The following is a 16,462-nucleotide window of genomic DNA, read 5'->3' on the forward strand; positions in this document are numbered from 1 at the left end:
GCAAATTTAATTAAAAAGTAGCTATTTTCATAATTCATTAAAAAAAATATAATTTGATTATTAGTTGTAAATTTCTAATTAGCATATGTATTTTTTAATTATTTGCATACGGAAACCTTTTTTTTTATTAATAACACAATGAATGGTGGTTTTTGTCCATAATTAAAACCATTTTCGATTAAAAAGATTGATTAATGTTTTTGGAGAGAAAGTAACCACAAATCTAATTTTTTCATTATAATTTTTTTGTCCAATTTCCCATCCGTTGTTGGAATAAATTGGAAAATACAATTCGAAATAGTCAGTTACCAGATTCAGACGAATTCCACTATCATAAACGAATCTCGCATCTTGTGTTCTATTTTTAATAAGACCAATGTCGCTGTATACTTCCATCCAATTCCAAATATTGAAACTTCCGTTCAAAGTAGTAATCCATTGATTAGCAAAAGGAGTGTTTAGTTTTGATTTAAAACCACCTTCAGCTAATATAAATTGTTGGCTGAAAAAACCACTGTTTTCAGATCGTCCGTAATAATTATAATCAAATAGATAATCCGTAGGCCGGTCTAATGCAAAACTAAAAAAGTCTGAAGCAGTTCTATTGTAAAGAAAACTGCCAGCATAGAGGCGTAAATTTATTTGAAAATTGTTTTCAAATAATTTACGGTATTCAAATTCAGTGGCTACTTTTCCAAATTTACCAGATAGTTGTAGATCTGAAGTAAAGTTAAAATGATTGGTAACTTCAGTTCTTGTGTTGATGTATTTTGCATCAAAAACCGAGTAATTCTCAGTGGAATTATCAATCACTAAAGCACTTTTCTCTCTATTTACTAGTACTTGGCGGAACATTATAAGCTGTTTTCTATTGTCTCTTAAGTTTTCTTCTCTAATTCGTAATTGTACCGATGGATTTATTTTCAGGTAGGCTGCATCTGGAGCATAATGGAAATAAGAGCCCGAAACCGAATATCTTACGTTATAAAGCGTACTGTTTCTATAGTTTTGATTAACAGAAAAAGCTGCAGAACCTGTCAAATTATTTGTTTTTGAAGAGTAAGCCGGATTGATGTCGAATATAAAAGGCTTATCTAAAATTGTTTTGTTATGCAATCGCAATCCCGGTGAAAAACCATCATATAAGTTATAGGTTAATGTTGGGACATATAAAATCTGATTGTAATATGGATCTTCTAAATCCTTCATAAAATTAAATTTTATAGGTCGGTTGGTTGGATAAAAACCTTTCAAGGACTTCCAATTATTTCTTAAATTGTACTCAGGAACTTCATTATTATAATTTAAAACGATTTTATCCGCATTTTTTCTTTCAATGGTAAAAGTGCTGTCCGTTTCATTGGCATCAAGCCATTTTTTAAAAACAATTTCTCCTTTTTTTACGCCATAAACAGGAACAGGAACCGAAACATTGGTTTTGTTTTTTACTGAAAAAGTAATACTGTCTTTCGTTTTTGAGACATCAGTAAATTTATAATCTATGATTTCACGAGAACCAATTATGGTTTTAAAAAACCAGTTAATATCTTTATCAGCATTGGATTGTAATATCCTTTCAAAATCAGTTCTCGAAACTTGTTTTTCCTTATTTTCAATATAGAATTGACGAATACTATTGTTTACTTCATCATGTTCCAGATAATCGTCCAGATATCTAAAACTCAATCCGGCACGGTATTTACTGGCAATTTGTTCATTGAATTTTATCAAACTGTTTTTTGGATTACCTAACGGCTGGTCTAAGTTTTTTCGAGCCATAAGCATATAAAAATAGCTGTATTGCTCATTAAAACTTAAGTTGGTTAAGTTGTAGCTTTTTAATAATCGGAGTTTAGAAACACTCCCAAACATCTTGGCGTCTGGATGATTTTCATCAATATATTTCATCATCGCATAAACCTGAATTCCATCGTAAATCCAGTTATCTTTTCTTGAATCTAAACGCAAACTAGTCTTTAAATAGGCGTTTAAATAGGTTTTCAAAAATTTAATTTCAAATATAAATTCATCAGTAAACGGACTTAAAAAAGAAGGTAATTGATTCAGTCCATAAAAAGGGTTTCTCTCATAATCAGTTTGAGAAACGATTATTTTTTCATGAGGATATACTCCAATGAGGGTACTCACATAATCCATGACTCTATTTATAACTATTGCTTTTTCAATAGTGCTAATTTTATTTTCTTTGAGATTTGTGAGTACTTCATTTGTGTTATTTTTATAACTGATAAAACTGGATTTTGGTTCCGCAAAAAGACTAAAATCCGTTCGGTTACTACCTTGTAATTTATAGTTTGTAAAATTGCCTAATTTATTAGGACCAGTACTATTTAAATCTGTTGTGATTTCAATTGTTTCAGGTGTTTTTAATTCAATGTCAAAATCACAAACAGCATTTGCAATATCATCTAAATTGTTGTTGCTGTTTCTAATAAAAGTATGGTTATCATAACGGGCGGGAGTAAGGAACCAGTTTTTAAGATTCATTTCGCCTTTATCATTATAGCCGTATTTAGTGAATTTATCACTTGGTATTTTTGTAATATAAGTGAGATGTAAAGTGGTTTTTTGATTTGGAAGTAGTTTTTCTCTCAATTGTACTTCAATATAATCCGGGTTTTTCTGTGTTCTTTTACATGAAGCAAATAATTGATTTGCATCAATTATAGTTAAATTATTAGTGCTTCCACGTTCTTCTTCTTTGGCTAAATGAAAACCCCTGTAGAATTCATCTGAAAATCGTTTGGCCAAAGGGGTGTTTTTATCAGAATATGCATTGTTCCAATCATTCAGTACAATGGAAGTTAATGTGTCATTCGATTGATTGAAAAAAGTAATTTCTTGCTGGATAGTCAATGTTTTGTTCTCGGTATTCAACTCAACAATCATTTTAGAATGATGTTGTGCGTATTGTTTTACTGATACCAATAAAACAAGAAGATAGACCGTGATTTTAAAGATTAATTTCAACTGTTTTCTTTAGAATTTAATAAAAAATAAATATACTTTTTTTTAGATAAAAACAGTAAGAAAACAAACAAATTAACATAAAAAAAGCTGTTTGTTAGACAGCTTTTCAATTAAAAATTAGGAGTTAAATCATATTTCTTATAGAATTTATCTAACACATCGACCACTTCATCTTCGGTGTCGACAATCTTAAATAAATTCAAATCATCAGCACTTACAGTGCCTTCTTTTTCTATTAAAACCGTTTTTATCCAATCGATTAATCCGGACCAAAAGCTGGTGCCAACTAATATTATTGGAAATTTTGCAATCTTTTTCGTCTGAATCAAAGTCATGGCTTCAAACAATTCATCCATAGTTCCAAAACCTCCCGGCATCACAACAAAACCTTGGGAATATTTTACAAACATTACTTTCCGAACAAAGAAATAATCAAAATTCAAGTTCTTATCCCCATCAATATAAGGATTATAATGTTGTTCAAAGGGCAACACTATATTCAATCCCACTGAGGTTCCTCCCCCCAGATGTGCTCCTTTATTTCCCGCTTCCATAATTCCTGGACCACCGCCAGTAATCACACCATAACCTGCTTTACTGATTTTATAGGCAATTTTTTCAGCAAGTAGATAATATTTATCTTCCGGTTTTGTCCTCGCTGAACCAAAAATGGTTACACACGGACCAATGCGTCCCATGCTTTCGTAACCATTCACAAATTCGGCCATGATTTTAAAAATCGCCCAACTGTCATTAGTTCTTATTTCGTTCCAGGTTTTTCTTTTTAGTCGGTCTTGGATTACTTTATCCTCGTCATTATCAAAATCTTCTAATCTCATTTTCTATATTTTATAATCTTGTTTTTTTGGAGCTACTTCCAGCTATTCGTTTCAATCTTAATTGCCGAAACCCGGCTCATAAGGATTTTTACTGCTATCTGGGCTAGGGCTCCTCAATACTAAAGTAACTCTTTTTTCAAAAACTGCGCCGTATAACTCTTCTTAATTTTTATAATTTCTTCTGGAGTTCCTTTGGCAATAAGTTGTCCGCCTCCTTTTCCCCTCCACTGGAGGGGTGCCTGAAAGGCGGGGTGGTTTTTTATTGTCGTTTAGCCAAATAATATTATTTCTCACCCAAACTCCTCAATAATATAGTTCTCTAGTTCAATCATCACATTATTTAAATCATGTTTTACCCTTAAATCAGATATTCTGTAAACCTTTAATCCTAAAGAAACGAGATAATCTTCTCTTTTTTGATCGTACTCTTCTTTGTTGTCGTGGCTTGAACCGTCAATTTCGATTATCAATCCTAGAGTTTTCACATAAAAATCTACAATATAATTACCAATGATTCTTTGTCTGTCAAAATCTATTTTCCAAAACATTCCTTTGTGCACTTGCAACCAAAAGATAACTTCTGACAACACACCTGCTTTGCGCAATGCTCGGGATCTAGCTTTTAATTTTATGTTGCAGGGTAAGTTTTCGATGAAATTTCTATAAATAGGCTGTATGTTTATATAAGCCGTTATCTCGCCATTGTTTTCCATAATCTTTGTTTCTATTCCCTTTTTTAGAACGGACCTTAGGAATAAATTTACAAAAAAAAACACTAATAGTAACGAAAACTACCCCGCCTTTCAGGCACCCCTCCAAAGGATGGGAATTAAAGTAACTCTTTTTTCAAAAACTGCGCCGTATAACTCTTCTTAATTTTTATAATTTCTTCTGGAGTTCCTTTCGCAATAAGTTGTCCGCCTCCTTTTCCTCCTTCAGGTCCAATGTCAATAATGTAATCAGCCAGTTTAATTACATCCATATTATGCTCGATAATCAAAATCGTATTTCCTTTATCAACCAGTTTGTTAATTACTTCCATCAACACTCTAATGTCTTCAAAATGCAATCCAGTTGTGGGTTCGTCCAAAATATAAAACGTGTTTCCGGTATCTTTTTTGGATAATTCTCCTGCCAGTTTAATTCGTTGTGCTTCACCGCCAGAAAGGGTCGTGCTTTGTTGGCCAAGTGTAATATATCCTAAACCAACATCCTGAATGGTTTTTACTTTTCTGTAAATCTTCGGAATCATTTCAAAAAACGGAACCGCTTCATCTACAGTCATATTCAAAACATCCGAAATGGATTTTCCTTTGTATCGAATTTCCAATGTTTCTCTGTTAAAACGTTTTCCTTGGCAAGTTTCACATTCCACATAAACGTCTGGTAGAAAGTTCATTTCAATTGTACGTACTCCAGAGCCTTCGCAGGTTTCACAGCGTCCGCCTTTGACATTAAAACTGAATCGACCTGCTTTATATCCCCGAATCATACTTTCGGATGTCATTGTAAACAGATTTCTGATTTCGGTGAAAACTTCGGTGTATGTTGCCGGATTACTTCGTGGCGTTCTTCCAATCGGGCTCTGGTCAATATCAATCACTTTATCGATATGTTCCAATCCTTCAATTTTTTTATATGGCTGCGGTTTTTTGACACCGTTGAAATAATAGGCGTTCAAAATAGGGTAGAGGGTTTCATTAATCAAAGTTGATTTCCCACTTCCTGAAACTCCGGTAACGCAAATCATTTTGCCCAAAGGCAATTCTATCGAAACATTCTTCAAGTTATTTCCTGTTGCTCCGGTCAGTTTCAGGAATTTTCCATTTCCTTCACGACGTTTTTTTGGAACCTCGATTTTCATCTCCCCATTCATATACATTGCTGTAATAGTATGATGTTTCAGAATTTCAGCAGGTGTTCCTTTGCTGATGATTTCGCCTCCGTATTTCCCTGCTTTGGGTCCAATGTCAATTACATAATCCGCACGTTCAATCATGTCTTTATCATGTTCCACCACAATTACCGAGTTACCAATATCGCGTAATTGCTCTAGTGAATGAATCAATTTGTCATTGTCTCTTTGGTGTAAACCAATACTTGGCTCATCCAAAATATACAAAACACCAACTAGCTGTGAACCAATTTGTGTTGCCAAACGGATGCGTTGTGCTTCACCACCCGAAAGTGATTTGGAGCTTCGGCTTAAAGCCAAATAATCCAAACCTACATTCATCAAAAAGTTCAATCGATCCTTAATCTCTTTGATTACTTCAGTTGCGATACGTTTCTGTTTATCCGATAAATGATTATCTAAATCTAGAAACCAAGCTGTCAAATCCGAAATGTCCATATCGCACAATTCGGTAATATTTTTTTCATTGATTTTAAAGAATAAAGCTTCTTTTTTCAAACGGGAACCTTCGCAAACGGGACATTTTATTTCGTCCATGAATTCCTTTGCCCAACGCTTTATACTTGTGGAACCACTTTCATCGTGTTGATTTTTTATGAAATGTGAAATCCCTTCAAAATCAATTTTGTATTCACGGGCAACGCCTAAATCTTTTGAATTGATGGTAAATTTTTCTTTTCCACCATTCAAAATCATTTCCATTGCTTCATCAGGAATGGTTTCTATGGCATCCGTCAGTTTGAAGCCATATTTTTCGCCTATGATTTCCAATTGCTTAAAAATCCAGGATGATTTGTATTCGCCCAAAGGAGCAAAACCACCTGCTTTTATAGACAATTTTGGGTTTGGAATAATCTTTTTTGTATTGATTTCATTTACCATTCCTAGACCGTTGCAATGATCACAAGCGCCTTTTGGCGAGTTGAACGAAAATAAATTCGGCTCTGGATTTTGGTATGAAATTCCTGTTGTAGGACACATCAAATTTCTACTAAAAAATCGTACTTCATTAGAATCTTGATCTAAAACCATCAATACATTCTCCCCGTGATGCATGGCCGTGTTGATGCTTTCAATCAAACGTTTTTCATTTTGCTTCGCCAGTTCGTCCTTCGTCCTCGGGTCAGGAGTATCATCAATCACCATTCGATCCACAACAATTTCGATATCGTGTGTTTTATAACGGTCTAATTTCATTCCTAAAGTAATATCCAATATATCGCCATTAACACGAACTTTAAGAAAACCTTGTTTGGCAATTTGTTGAAAAAGTTCCGCATAATGTCCTTTTCGAGCACGAATAACCGGAGCCAAAAGATTGATGCGTTTTCCTTTGAAATCATGAATTATCAAATCTTTGATTTGTTCATCATTATAACTAACCATCTTTTCTCCTGTATTATAGCTGTAGGCGTCAGCACCACGAGCGTAAAGCAAACGCAGGAAATCATAAATTTCGGTAATTGTTCCCACGGTGGAACGCGGACTTTTACTGGTTGTTTTTTGTTCGATAGCAATTACAGGAGAAAGTCCGTCAATTTTATCGACATCTGGACGTTCTAATCCACCTAGAAATTGACGTGCATAAGCAGAAAAAGTTTCTACATAACGGCGTTGCCCTTCGGCATAAATCGTATCAAAAGCTAAGGAGGATTTCCCGGAACCCGAAAGACCGGTAATTACGACCAGTTTTTCACGAGGAATGGAAACATCTATATTTTTTAAGTTGTGAACGCGAGCGCCTTGAACTTCAATGGTATTGTCTTTGTCTAGCATAATTTTTGCAAAAAAGCAAAGTTACCATTTTGATTTATTCTTTCGATAGAACAGTTTAGAAGTTTATGTTAAAATAGGGTGTTAAAAACGCCAACATAAGTTAGCGTTTTCTTTTTCTTGTTGCCATGTAATCCTCGACGGCTTCTCTAGTGGTAAGCCAGTTTCTACCTTCTTTGTAGGCATCAATTTTTCCTGTTCTAGCCAATAAACTGATGTATTCTTGGCCGTAAGGCATATTAGGTTCTTGAACTAAATTTGAAATTGCTACATATTCTTTGTCATTTCCTGGTAACGCATTAATGTAAATATTCAAAGTGCGTTCCAATGATTGATACATCAGCAGAGTCAATTTTTGATAATTACCACCATTAGCTTGATTTAGTGCTTCGTAGTATTTCTTTCTGTCATTTTTTAAAATTATAGCAGGCGGAAATCCAGAACGCATTAGCAATAAATTCATTGCCAACCGTACCGTACGACCATTTCCGTCAAAGAAAGGATGTATCCAAACCAATTTATGGTGAAAAACGGTTGCTAACTCAATATCATTAAGCTGCAATGGATTTGTATTTATGAAATCAATTAGTTCATCCAATTCATCAGGAACTTTATTTGCATTTGGTGGGGTAAAATTAGCGCCAGTAATGCGAACACCTCCATTACGAATACGTCCGGCAAAGTCATCTTCGATTGAGCGTAAAACCAATCCGTGCAAAGATAAAATATCAATACTCCTTAAATTATAATCATCATTTACAATAGAATATAAATAGTCAATGGCTTTATCATGATTGTGAGTTTCAAAATGTTCCCGAAGCGATTTCCCTTTAATGGTAATGCCTTCTTGAATAACCATTTGTGTCTCCCTAAGGCTCATTGTATTGCCTTCAATACTATTAGAGTTGTAGGTCCATTCAATGGAGAGGCTTTCTCTAATTTTATGCAAAGCGATATTTGGCAATGGTCTGCTGGTTTGCAAAACTTGCTTTTTTTCATACAATCTTTCAAAACTTGTTTGAAATTCTTCTCGGTAGTTTAGGTCTATCTTCCACATAGCCACAAATGTACTGCTTAATATCGGATAATTGAAATTTTTATCTATCCGATATTAATTTATTCAATTGTCATTGATTTTAGTTTGGCTCTATAGGCTTCAAGAGCAATAGATTTAGAAATAAAACCATAATATTTGCCCTCTTTGATTACCGGTAGAAAAACAACTTTAGCTTTTTCAAATTTATCCATTACAGTTTCCATACTATCCTCGGGGGATATTATTTCTATAGGCGGAATCATAACTTCTTTTATCAAAGTATATTTGACACGATAAGGGTTGAAAATAATCTCTCTGATGGTATTAAAATGCACGATTCCTACCATTTTCTGGTCTTTATCTACGACAGCAAAAATAACCTGATTGGAATGAGAAATTAAATCAACTAATTTTTCCAGATTTTCATCGGGGGAAACGGTTAAATAATCCGTTTGTATGATTTTATTAATATCTAATGTTGATAGTACATTGGTGTCTTTATTGCTAGTGAAAGCATGTCCTTTTTTGGCTAAATTTTTCACATCCATGGAATGTTTTTCAAATCGTTTAGAAATGGCAAAACTGATAGAAGCAACAATCATTAGAGGAATCATCAAGTTATAACCTCCGGTAATTTCAGCAATTAAGAAAATGGCGGTTAAGGGCGCATGAAACAACCCACTTAATATTCCTGCCATTCCTACCATAGTAAAATTACTGATTGGTAGTTTTGTTAATCCTGTTAGATTTAGAAATTTAGAAAAGAAAAACCCAACATAAGAGCCTAAAAATAGGGAAGGAGCAAAGTTACCTCCATTACCACCGCAACCCAGCGTAATTCCTGTAGCAAAAACTTTTACCATCATTGTAACACCAACAAAAGCTAAGAGTGCCCAACTGTTATTTCTAAATCCATTAAACAGTGTGTTTTCCATTAACTGGCCAGGATCATGCTCTGATAATGTTTTTATACTTTCATATCCTTCTCCAAAAAGTGTGGGAAAAATAAAAATTAGAATCGCTAAAACTGAAGCTCCAAAGAATGCTTTTTTATAAGCTGAAAATTTTAGTCGTTCAAAAAAATGTTCAACTCGCTCAAAATTTCGAGAATAATAAACAGAAATTAATCCAGTAAATAATCCTAAAAGAACATAAAAAGGAATATTATGATAGTTAAAAGTTTCTTGTTGTTTAAAAGATAACAAAATGGTCTCATCTAAAGCTATAACAGAAACCAAAGCACCAGTAGCTGCGGCAATCATAATGGGTGTAAATGCTGAAATACTAACGTCAACCAACAAAACTTCAATGGCAAATAAAACTCCAGCAATAGGAGCATTAAATGCGGCGGCAATACCAGCTGCAACACCACAACCAATAAGAAGTGTTCGGTCTTTATAGCTTAATTTATATTTTTGAGCATAATTAGAACCAAATGCGGCACCCGTAATTACAATAGGACTTTCTAAACCTGCGGAACCTCCTAAACCAACCGTTAGGGAACTGGTTACGATTTGGGCATACATTTGTTTTTTTGGAATAATACTTGCTTTTTTGGCAACAGCATATAAAATTTGGGATGTTCCTTTTTCAATTGTTCCGCTTAAGACTCTCTTTACTACAAAAACGGTCAATAAAATTCCAATAATTGGTAAAATACTATTTATGAAACCTAATTTCAAAATTCCACTTACATAGGTGGCAAACGAAAATACCCAATGGGCAAATGTTTTTAAAACAATTACTGCAAACGCGGATGAAATACCAACTAAAACCGAGGATAAAAAGATAAACTGCTTTGGCGTTAACATAGATTGCGCAAAAGCAATTATTATTTCTAATTTTGAGAGATATTTTTTGAACATTATAAATTTTTTATAAGGGAAGCAAAATTACTACTATTTTAAGGGTAACAAATATTTTTTAACGCTTCTTTTGTGCTTAATGGTTTTAAATTAGCCTTTGAAACAAATTCTTTAACCGCATCCGGATTAGTTTTAGCATATTCCCGCAATGCCCAGCCAATAGCCTTTTGAATAAAAAATGCTTTAGAATCAGCTTGTTTTAAACATTCTGAGAATAAAAAAATAGTATTTGTTTTTTGCTTATAACCCAATTGAAATAGAATCGCACTTCGGTTCAACCACATATTTTCTGACTTTGAAAAATGTTCTATTACATTTTTGGTCTCCATTGGAAATTCTAATAGATATTCACCTAATATGTATTTCGATATTGTATCAACACTGTCCCACCAAGAGTTCGTTAGTATTAGTTTTTCAATCAGTTGAATGTCATTTTTTTTATAATTTCCTTTGAGCTCTTTTATCAAAATTTCAATAGCACAATAATGAAATTCTCGTTCTGGTTTTGAATACAATTCTAAAGCAATTGCTCTAGCGTTTGCTGTAATTTCTTCTTTGTATTCTTTATAAATCTCCTTAAAAATACGTCTTCGTTCCTCAGTTTTTATCCCAAAAAAAAGGAAATTATTTTTCATGTATTTTGCCATTGCAAAAGCACTTTCCTGATTTTTGTTTGTTGTGAAAGCGTTTTCTAATTCAAGTATAAAGTTCATAAATATTAAATTTGTCGTCATCCTGAGCACAGTCGAAGGACTAAAATCCTACAGCTGTATCGTCTCCTCTAAAATCAGCTCCACCTTCTAATTTTTTATTTGGCAAAACTAATATTGCATCAACTTTTCCTATTACAGGCGTCGTTTTTTCATTGATTTTATATCCTTTTAATTTCAAAGAATCAAAGGTTTTAGTATCGAAAGTATTAGGTTCAAAAGTGATTAAATCAGGTAGCCATTGGTGGTGAAAACGAGGTGCGTTAACTGCTTGCTGCATGCTTAAACCATATTCATGAACATTTAATATTGTTTGCAATACTGAAGTGATGATTGTAGAACCTCCAGGTGAACCTACAACCATAAATAATTTTCCGTTTTTCTCTACAATAGTTGGAGTCATAGAACTCAACATTCGTTTTTGTGGCGCAATACTGTTGGCTTCATTTCCTATTAATCCAAACATATTAGGTTCTCCGGGTTTCGTGCTAAAATCGTCCATTTCGTTGTTGAGGAAAAAGCCTAATGCCTCACAATAATATTTAGAGCCATAACCTGCATTTAGCGTTGTCGTAGCAGCTACAGCATTACCAAATTGATCCACAATAGAATAATGTGTGGTTTCAGTACTTTCGTTATAGTTTACTTTTCCTTCTTTTATATCTGATGAAAGTGTAGCCTTATCAACATTAAAACTTGCCATTCTTTGTTTTAAATAATCATCATTCATTAATCCCTTAAGGGGAATTTTTACAAAGTCAGGATCGCCCAAGAAATAGCTTCGATCAGCATAGGCTCTTCTTTCGGCTTCAACAATGACCTGAATAGATTCAGATGAATTATGTCCCATTTTGGCCAAATCATATGGAGCTATCATTTTAAAAATTTGAGCTAGACATATTCCGCCACTACTGGGTGGCGGCATGGAAATGATCTTTAAATCTTTATAATCAAAAGTGAGTGGTGTTCTCCATTTGGCTTCATATTTGGCTAAATCTTCCATAGTAATTATAGCTCCTTTTTCCTGAAGGTATTGCACCAATATTTTAGCTGTTTCACCTTTGTAAAATTCAGCTCTACCATTTTTAGAAATCCGTCTTAATATGGCTGCCAAGGCAGGGTATTTAATAGTGTCATTTTCTTTATAGACAGTCGAAAGAAGGGAATTAGCTCCGTTTATTTTAATTAACTCGTTTCGGTATTCGCTAAGTCTTTTTTCTTGTTTATTGGTAACGATAACTCCACGTTCTGCTAATTCTATTACGGGTTTTAATATTGTTTCGATAGGTAGGGATCCTAATTTTCTATGTACTTCAAATACTCCTGCGATGGTTCCAGGGATTCCAATGGCGAGTGCTGTAGATGTACTTTTCCCTTTTATAACATTCCCTTTATCATCGAGAAACATATCTTTAGTAGCTGCTAACGGGGCTTTTTCGCGATAATCCAAAGTTCCGGTTTCCCCAGTCGCTTTTCGATAGACCATAAAACCACCCCCCCCAATATTTCCTGCATATGGATAGGATACTGCAAGAGCCAGTTCAGTAGCAACCATTGCATCAAAAGCATTACCACCTTTTTTCATAATTTCAACACCAATTTGTGAAGCCTCTTCACGTGCCGATACCACCATTGCTTTATTAGCAACCAGCCCTGTAGGCTTTACCATAACATTCTGGGTTTTACAACCAATAGAAAAAACACTCAATAGAATAATAATTTTTTTCATTTGGATATTTTAATTTTTTAAAAACCAACCGCTTTATTATCACCTCTTTTATCTGCACCACCTTCTAGTTTTCCATTTGGAAGAACTAAAATGGCGTCTACCTCGCCTATAATTTCCTTGTTTTTTTCATTGATGATATAGTCTTTTTTCTTTAAATTATTTAATAAATCCTTATTGAAGGAATTGGGCTCAAAAGTAATTTCATCCGGTAACCATTGATGATGAAAACGGGGTGCATTTACTGCCGCTTGCATGCTCATGCCAAATTCATAGACATTCAATATTGTTTGTAAAACGGAAGTGATAATGGTAGAACCTCCCGGTGTTCCTACAACCATGAAAAGTTTTCCCTCTTTCTCAACAATAGTCGGCGTCATAGAGCTTAACATTCTTTTTTCGGGAGCAATGCTGTTGGCTTCAGTTCCGGTTAGTCCATATAAGTTAGGAACTCCTGGCTTTGCACTAAAATCATCCATTTGATTGTTTAAAAAGAAACCCAATTCATCGCAATATATTTTAGATCCATAATTATCATTTAATGTAGTTGTAACCGCAACAGCATTACCTTTAGCATCCACAATAGAATAATGGGTGGTTTGTTTACTTTCATAGCCTTTGATTTCTCCATTTGCAATATCAGAGGATTTTGATGCTTTATCAAAAGAAAAATTACTCATTCTTTTTTCTAAATAGGTTGGATCCACTAATTCTTTCAACGGAAGTTTTACAAAATCAGGATCTCCAAGGAAATAATTTCTGTCAGCATATGCTCTTCGCTCTGCTTCAGTGATTACCTGAATGGTTTTTAGACTGTTGTGTCCCATTTGAGAGAGATTGAAAGGCTCAATCATTTTCATGATTTGATTCAGACATATTCCACCGCTACTTGGCGGAGACATAGAGGTTATTTTTAAATTTTTATATTTAAATGTAATTGGAGTTCTCCATTTAGCCTGATATTTTTTCAAATCTTCCAAGGTTATATTTCCACCTTTTTTAGCCAAAAAAGCAACTAATTTTTGAGCAGTTTCTCCATTGTAAAATTCATCACGACCGTTTATGGCAATTCTTTTTAAAGTAGCTGCTAATGCTGGATATTTTATAGTGTCATTTTCTTTATATTCTTTTGAAAATAAACTGTTTTTACCATTACTTTTTATAAATGAATCTCTGTAATAATTTAAACTTTCCGCTTGAAATTTAGTAACAACGACTCCTCTTTGGGCTAAAGCAATTACTGGTTTCAGAATTTCACTTATAGGTAGAGAACCATATTTTTTATGTACTTCGAATATTCCTGCAATTGTACCAGGAATTCCCGATGCCAAAGCTGTTTCTCTACTTTTTCCTTCAATTACATTTCCGTTTTTATCCAGATACATATTTTTAGTTGCCGCTAGAGGTGCTTTTTCTCTGTAATCGATTGCTCCAGTTTCACCATCGGCTTTTCTAAAAACCATAAAACCGCCTCCACCAATATTTCCCGCCTGTGGATGTGAAACTGCCAAAGCTAGTTCTGTGGCAACCATCGCATCAAAAGCATTTCCGCCTTTTTGCATGATTTCAATCCCAATTTGCGAAGCTTCTTCACGCGCTGATACTACCATCGCTTTTGAGGTTACTAACCCCGTTGGCTCAATTATTTTTTCATTCGATTTACATGCTAAAACGGCAAAGGCAAGCAGAAACAGTATTTTTTTCATAAGGTTATTATTTTAGCATTAGAAAATAGTATTAATTCTTTAAAAAAATCGCTAAACTCGGTTTCAAATTCTGAATAAAATTCCGAAAGTTCATTAGTAGCAAATTGCATTTTAGATTCGTTTTTGGTACGATGATCCATCTGCGTCAAGATTCGATTAATTCCATCAATAGTTTGATAACTTACTAACCAATTTTGTTTTATCATGTATGGCATCATTCCTTTGGTTCTTTCTGAAAGAACAGCATTGTTGACATGCAAACATTGATAAAAACGATCGACGAAAATGTCAAGTTTTTCATCAGAATATTTAGTCCAGTTTTTTGCCAAAAAATGATCGTAGAAAACATCTACAATAACACCTGCATAATGATGGTAATTTTCATGAAGTCGTTTTGTGCTTTTTCTGAAAATGGGATGGGCATCAGTAAATGTATCGATAGCTCGGTGTAGAATGATTCCTTTTTGGATATCAATGGGATAACTTTCAAACTGTTTTCCACGAATTCCATCAGCCATAAAATTACCAATTTTGATTAAATCATTGTCACCTGAAAGATAAATGTGTGCTAGGAAATTCATCTGTTAGTTTATTGGATTATTAGCCATCGGAAAATTTGTTGCTATAAATATAAACAAAACGCTGTACTTAAAGAACTATATTTGAGTCTTGATTTCTATATAATATGTAAAAAAGATATTTTTAGTAATTAATCTGTTTTATTTTGTTATCGTTAAATTATATACTTTTATAAATCGTTCTGAAAGAACAGATTTAGTTGAATATGAGTTTATTAAAACAGGTTGTTTGAGTTTTAGTATGCTATCTACGATTGTTTGTATTTCCTTGTCAGTAGTTGAATCAGAAATTGGTAAAAAAAGAAATTTTTGATTGTATTGTTTCATGATTTTATGCTCTTTTTCAATTAAGACATCGTTAGTTTTGGGATCCATTATACTAACAACATTTTTCATTTTTCCGTTTAATATAAAACCAAAAAACTCGTCGTCAGTTGGATAAGGTGTGAAGTAAACATGTTGTTGCAGTTTTATGATTTTTCCACGTTCAAAACTTTTTAAGGTATCAATATTATTAGTACCAAGTTCACTTTTTATTTTTAATGTACTATTTTCATTTACTATTATATTACGAAAGACATTGGCTCTGTCTTTGCCTAAATAGCAATGAACGTAATATTTGCCTTTTAAATTATGGGCTATATTTTTTATTTTAATTAAGGAAGTATCATTGTCATCTATCCATGGCAGCATAGGAATTGAAATTAATTTAATTCCAATATCACTTGTATTTGTTAATTCTTCTTGCATTAAGATAGGCTCTGCCGGAATAACCATTTCACTTAATAATGAAATAATAGCAGTATAATTTTGAGATTTTAGTTCTTTTATTTTTTTGGCATCTGGATAGGAGCCAAAGTGAAATTCAGCATTTTCACTTTTATTAAATTTACTATAATCCAAATTAGAATTGACAAGAAGTTCAGGTCTAAAACTGAAAATATATAATGAGACCATTAATGCTATTCCTGAAAAAAGAAGCATTAACCCTTTAGTTGTTTTGTTTTGGGAGTTATAAAAAAAACGAGAAATTAAAATAGTTATAAACAGAACGGTTATTAAAAAAATTAAAATGGCTATTTTTTGAACTAAACTTTCATTTGAGTGAGACCAGTTTTCATTTGCAGCTTTTTCAGCTAACATTCTTGATGGCCCAACAGTTAGCATTAAAAGACCTAGAGGAAAGACTAAACTTAATCCAAAAAAACAAAAAGTTATTGCATTTTTAAGCGTGTTATTTGAAGTGTTTTTATTCATGTTTACTGTTTTTATTTACATAATTATTGCTATACTATCTTTGAAAGTGTATTTTATAGTTTTGAT

General features: G+C 33.3%; 11 protein-coding genes. All 11 read right to left on the reverse strand.

The annotated features are described in order from the left end of the window. Positions 1–162 precede the first annotated feature (162 nt). Positions 163–2,910 carry an aminopeptidase N gene (locus tag T410_RS12015; RefSeq protein WP_035674493.1) on the reverse strand — a complete coding sequence of 916 codons (2,748 nt, stop codon included), beginning with the start codon at positions 2,908–2,910 and terminating at the stop codon, positions 163–165. 191 nt (positions 2,911–3,101) lie between these two features. Next, positions 3,102–3,830 (reverse strand): TIGR00730 family Rossman fold protein, encoded by a 729-nt coding sequence (locus tag T410_RS12020; protein ID WP_035672037.1) that lies wholly within the window; start codon positions 3,828–3,830, stop codon positions 3,102–3,104. A gap of 290 nt (positions 3,831–4,120) precedes the next feature. Beyond that, the gene (locus T410_RS12025) at positions 4,121–4,543 is read right to left on the reverse strand and encodes an endonuclease domain-containing protein (RefSeq protein WP_081897838.1); all 423 of its coding nucleotides are present in this window, start codon (positions 4,541–4,543) and stop codon (positions 4,121–4,123) included. Between the two features lie 116 nt (positions 4,544–4,659). Next, on the reverse strand, positions 4,660–7,521 hold the full coding sequence (uvrA, locus tag T410_RS12030) for an excinuclease ABC subunit UvrA (protein ID WP_035672039.1): 2,862 nt from the start codon (positions 7,519–7,521) through the stop codon (positions 4,660–4,662). A 100-nt stretch (positions 7,522–7,621) separates the two neighbouring features. Then, entirely contained in the window at positions 7,622–8,575 is a 954-nt protein-coding gene (locus tag T410_RS12035) for a Fic family protein (RefSeq protein ID WP_035672042.1), read from the reverse strand. Between the two features lie 59 nt (positions 8,576–8,634). Then, the gene (locus tag T410_RS12040; RefSeq protein WP_035672044.1) at positions 8,635–10,419 is read right to left on the reverse strand and encodes a chloride channel protein; all 1,785 of its coding nucleotides are present in this window, start codon (positions 10,417–10,419) and stop codon (positions 8,635–8,637) included. A 38-nt stretch (positions 10,420–10,457) separates the two neighbouring features. Then, positions 10,458–11,132 (reverse strand): DNA alkylation repair protein, encoded by a 675-nt coding sequence (locus T410_RS12045; RefSeq protein ID WP_035674496.1) that lies wholly within the window; start codon positions 11,130–11,132, stop codon positions 10,458–10,460. A gap of 40 nt (positions 11,133–11,172) precedes the next feature. Next, complete coding sequence (ggt, locus tag T410_RS12050; RefSeq protein WP_035672046.1) at positions 11,173–12,858, reverse strand: gamma-glutamyltransferase; 1,686 nt, start codon at positions 12,856–12,858, stop codon at positions 11,173–11,175. 17 nt (positions 12,859–12,875) lie between these two features. Beyond that, complete coding sequence (gene ggt, locus T410_RS12055) at positions 12,876–14,561, reverse strand: gamma-glutamyltransferase (RefSeq protein ID WP_035672049.1); 1,686 nt, start codon at positions 14,559–14,561, stop codon at positions 12,876–12,878. Beyond that, complete coding sequence (locus tag T410_RS12060; protein WP_035672052.1) at positions 14,558–15,142, reverse strand: ACP phosphodiesterase; 585 nt, start codon at positions 15,140–15,142, stop codon at positions 14,558–14,560. The genes ggt (T410_RS12055) and T410_RS12060 overlap by 4 nt, the downstream gene beginning before the upstream one ends. A gap of 138 nt (positions 15,143–15,280) precedes the next feature. Then, a complete protein-coding gene (locus T410_RS12065; RefSeq protein ID WP_035672054.1) occupies positions 15,281–16,396 on the reverse strand; it encodes a hypothetical protein in 1,116 nt (371 codons plus the stop codon). Positions 16,397–16,462: the final 66 nt, after the last annotated feature.

Origin of the sequence: Flavobacterium sp. 83, from assembly GCF_000744835.1 — a bacterium.
Classification (GTDB): Bacteria; Bacteroidota; Bacteroidia; order Flavobacteriales; family Flavobacteriaceae; genus Flavobacterium.

What these genes read in the sequence shown, in the direction of transcription:
- T410_RS12015 (WP_035674493.1), bottom strand. Translation starts at nt 2,910, where the DNA reads ATGATTGTTGAGTTGAATACCGAGAACAAAACATTGACTATCCAGCAA.
- T410_RS12020 (WP_035672037.1), bottom strand. Translation starts at nt 3,830, where the DNA reads ATGAGATTAGAAGATTTTGATAATGACGAGGATAAAGTAATCCAAGAC.
- T410_RS12025 (WP_081897838.1), bottom strand. Translation starts at nt 4,543, where the DNA reads ATGGAAAACAATGGCGAGATAACGGCTTATATAAACATACAGCCTATT.
- uvrA (WP_035672039.1), bottom strand. Translation starts at nt 7,521, where the DNA reads ATGCTAGACAAAGACAATACCATTGAAGTTCAAGGCGCTCGCGTTCAC.
- T410_RS12035 (WP_035672042.1), bottom strand. Translation starts at nt 8,575, where the DNA reads ATGTGGAAGATAGACCTAAACTACCGAGAAGAATTTCAAACAAGTTTT.
- T410_RS12040 (WP_035672044.1), bottom strand. Translation starts at nt 10,419, where the DNA reads ATGTTCAAAAAATATCTCTCAAAATTAGAAATAATAATTGCTTTTGCG.
- T410_RS12045 (WP_035674496.1), bottom strand. Translation starts at nt 11,132, where the DNA reads ATGAACTTTATACTTGAATTAGAAAACGCTTTCACAACAAACAAAAAT.
- ggt (WP_035672046.1), bottom strand. Translation starts at nt 12,858, where the DNA reads ATGAAAAAAATTATTATTCTATTGAGTGTTTTTTCTATTGGTTGTAAA.
- ggt (WP_035672049.1), bottom strand. Translation starts at nt 14,561, where the DNA reads ATGAAAAAAATACTGTTTCTGCTTGCCTTTGCCGTTTTAGCATGTAAA.
- T410_RS12060 (WP_035672052.1), bottom strand. Translation starts at nt 15,142, where the DNA reads ATGAATTTCCTAGCACACATTTATCTTTCAGGTGACAATGATTTAATC.
- T410_RS12065 (WP_035672054.1), bottom strand. Translation starts at nt 16,396, where the DNA reads ATGAATAAAAACACTTCAAATAACACGCTTAAAAATGCAATAACTTTT.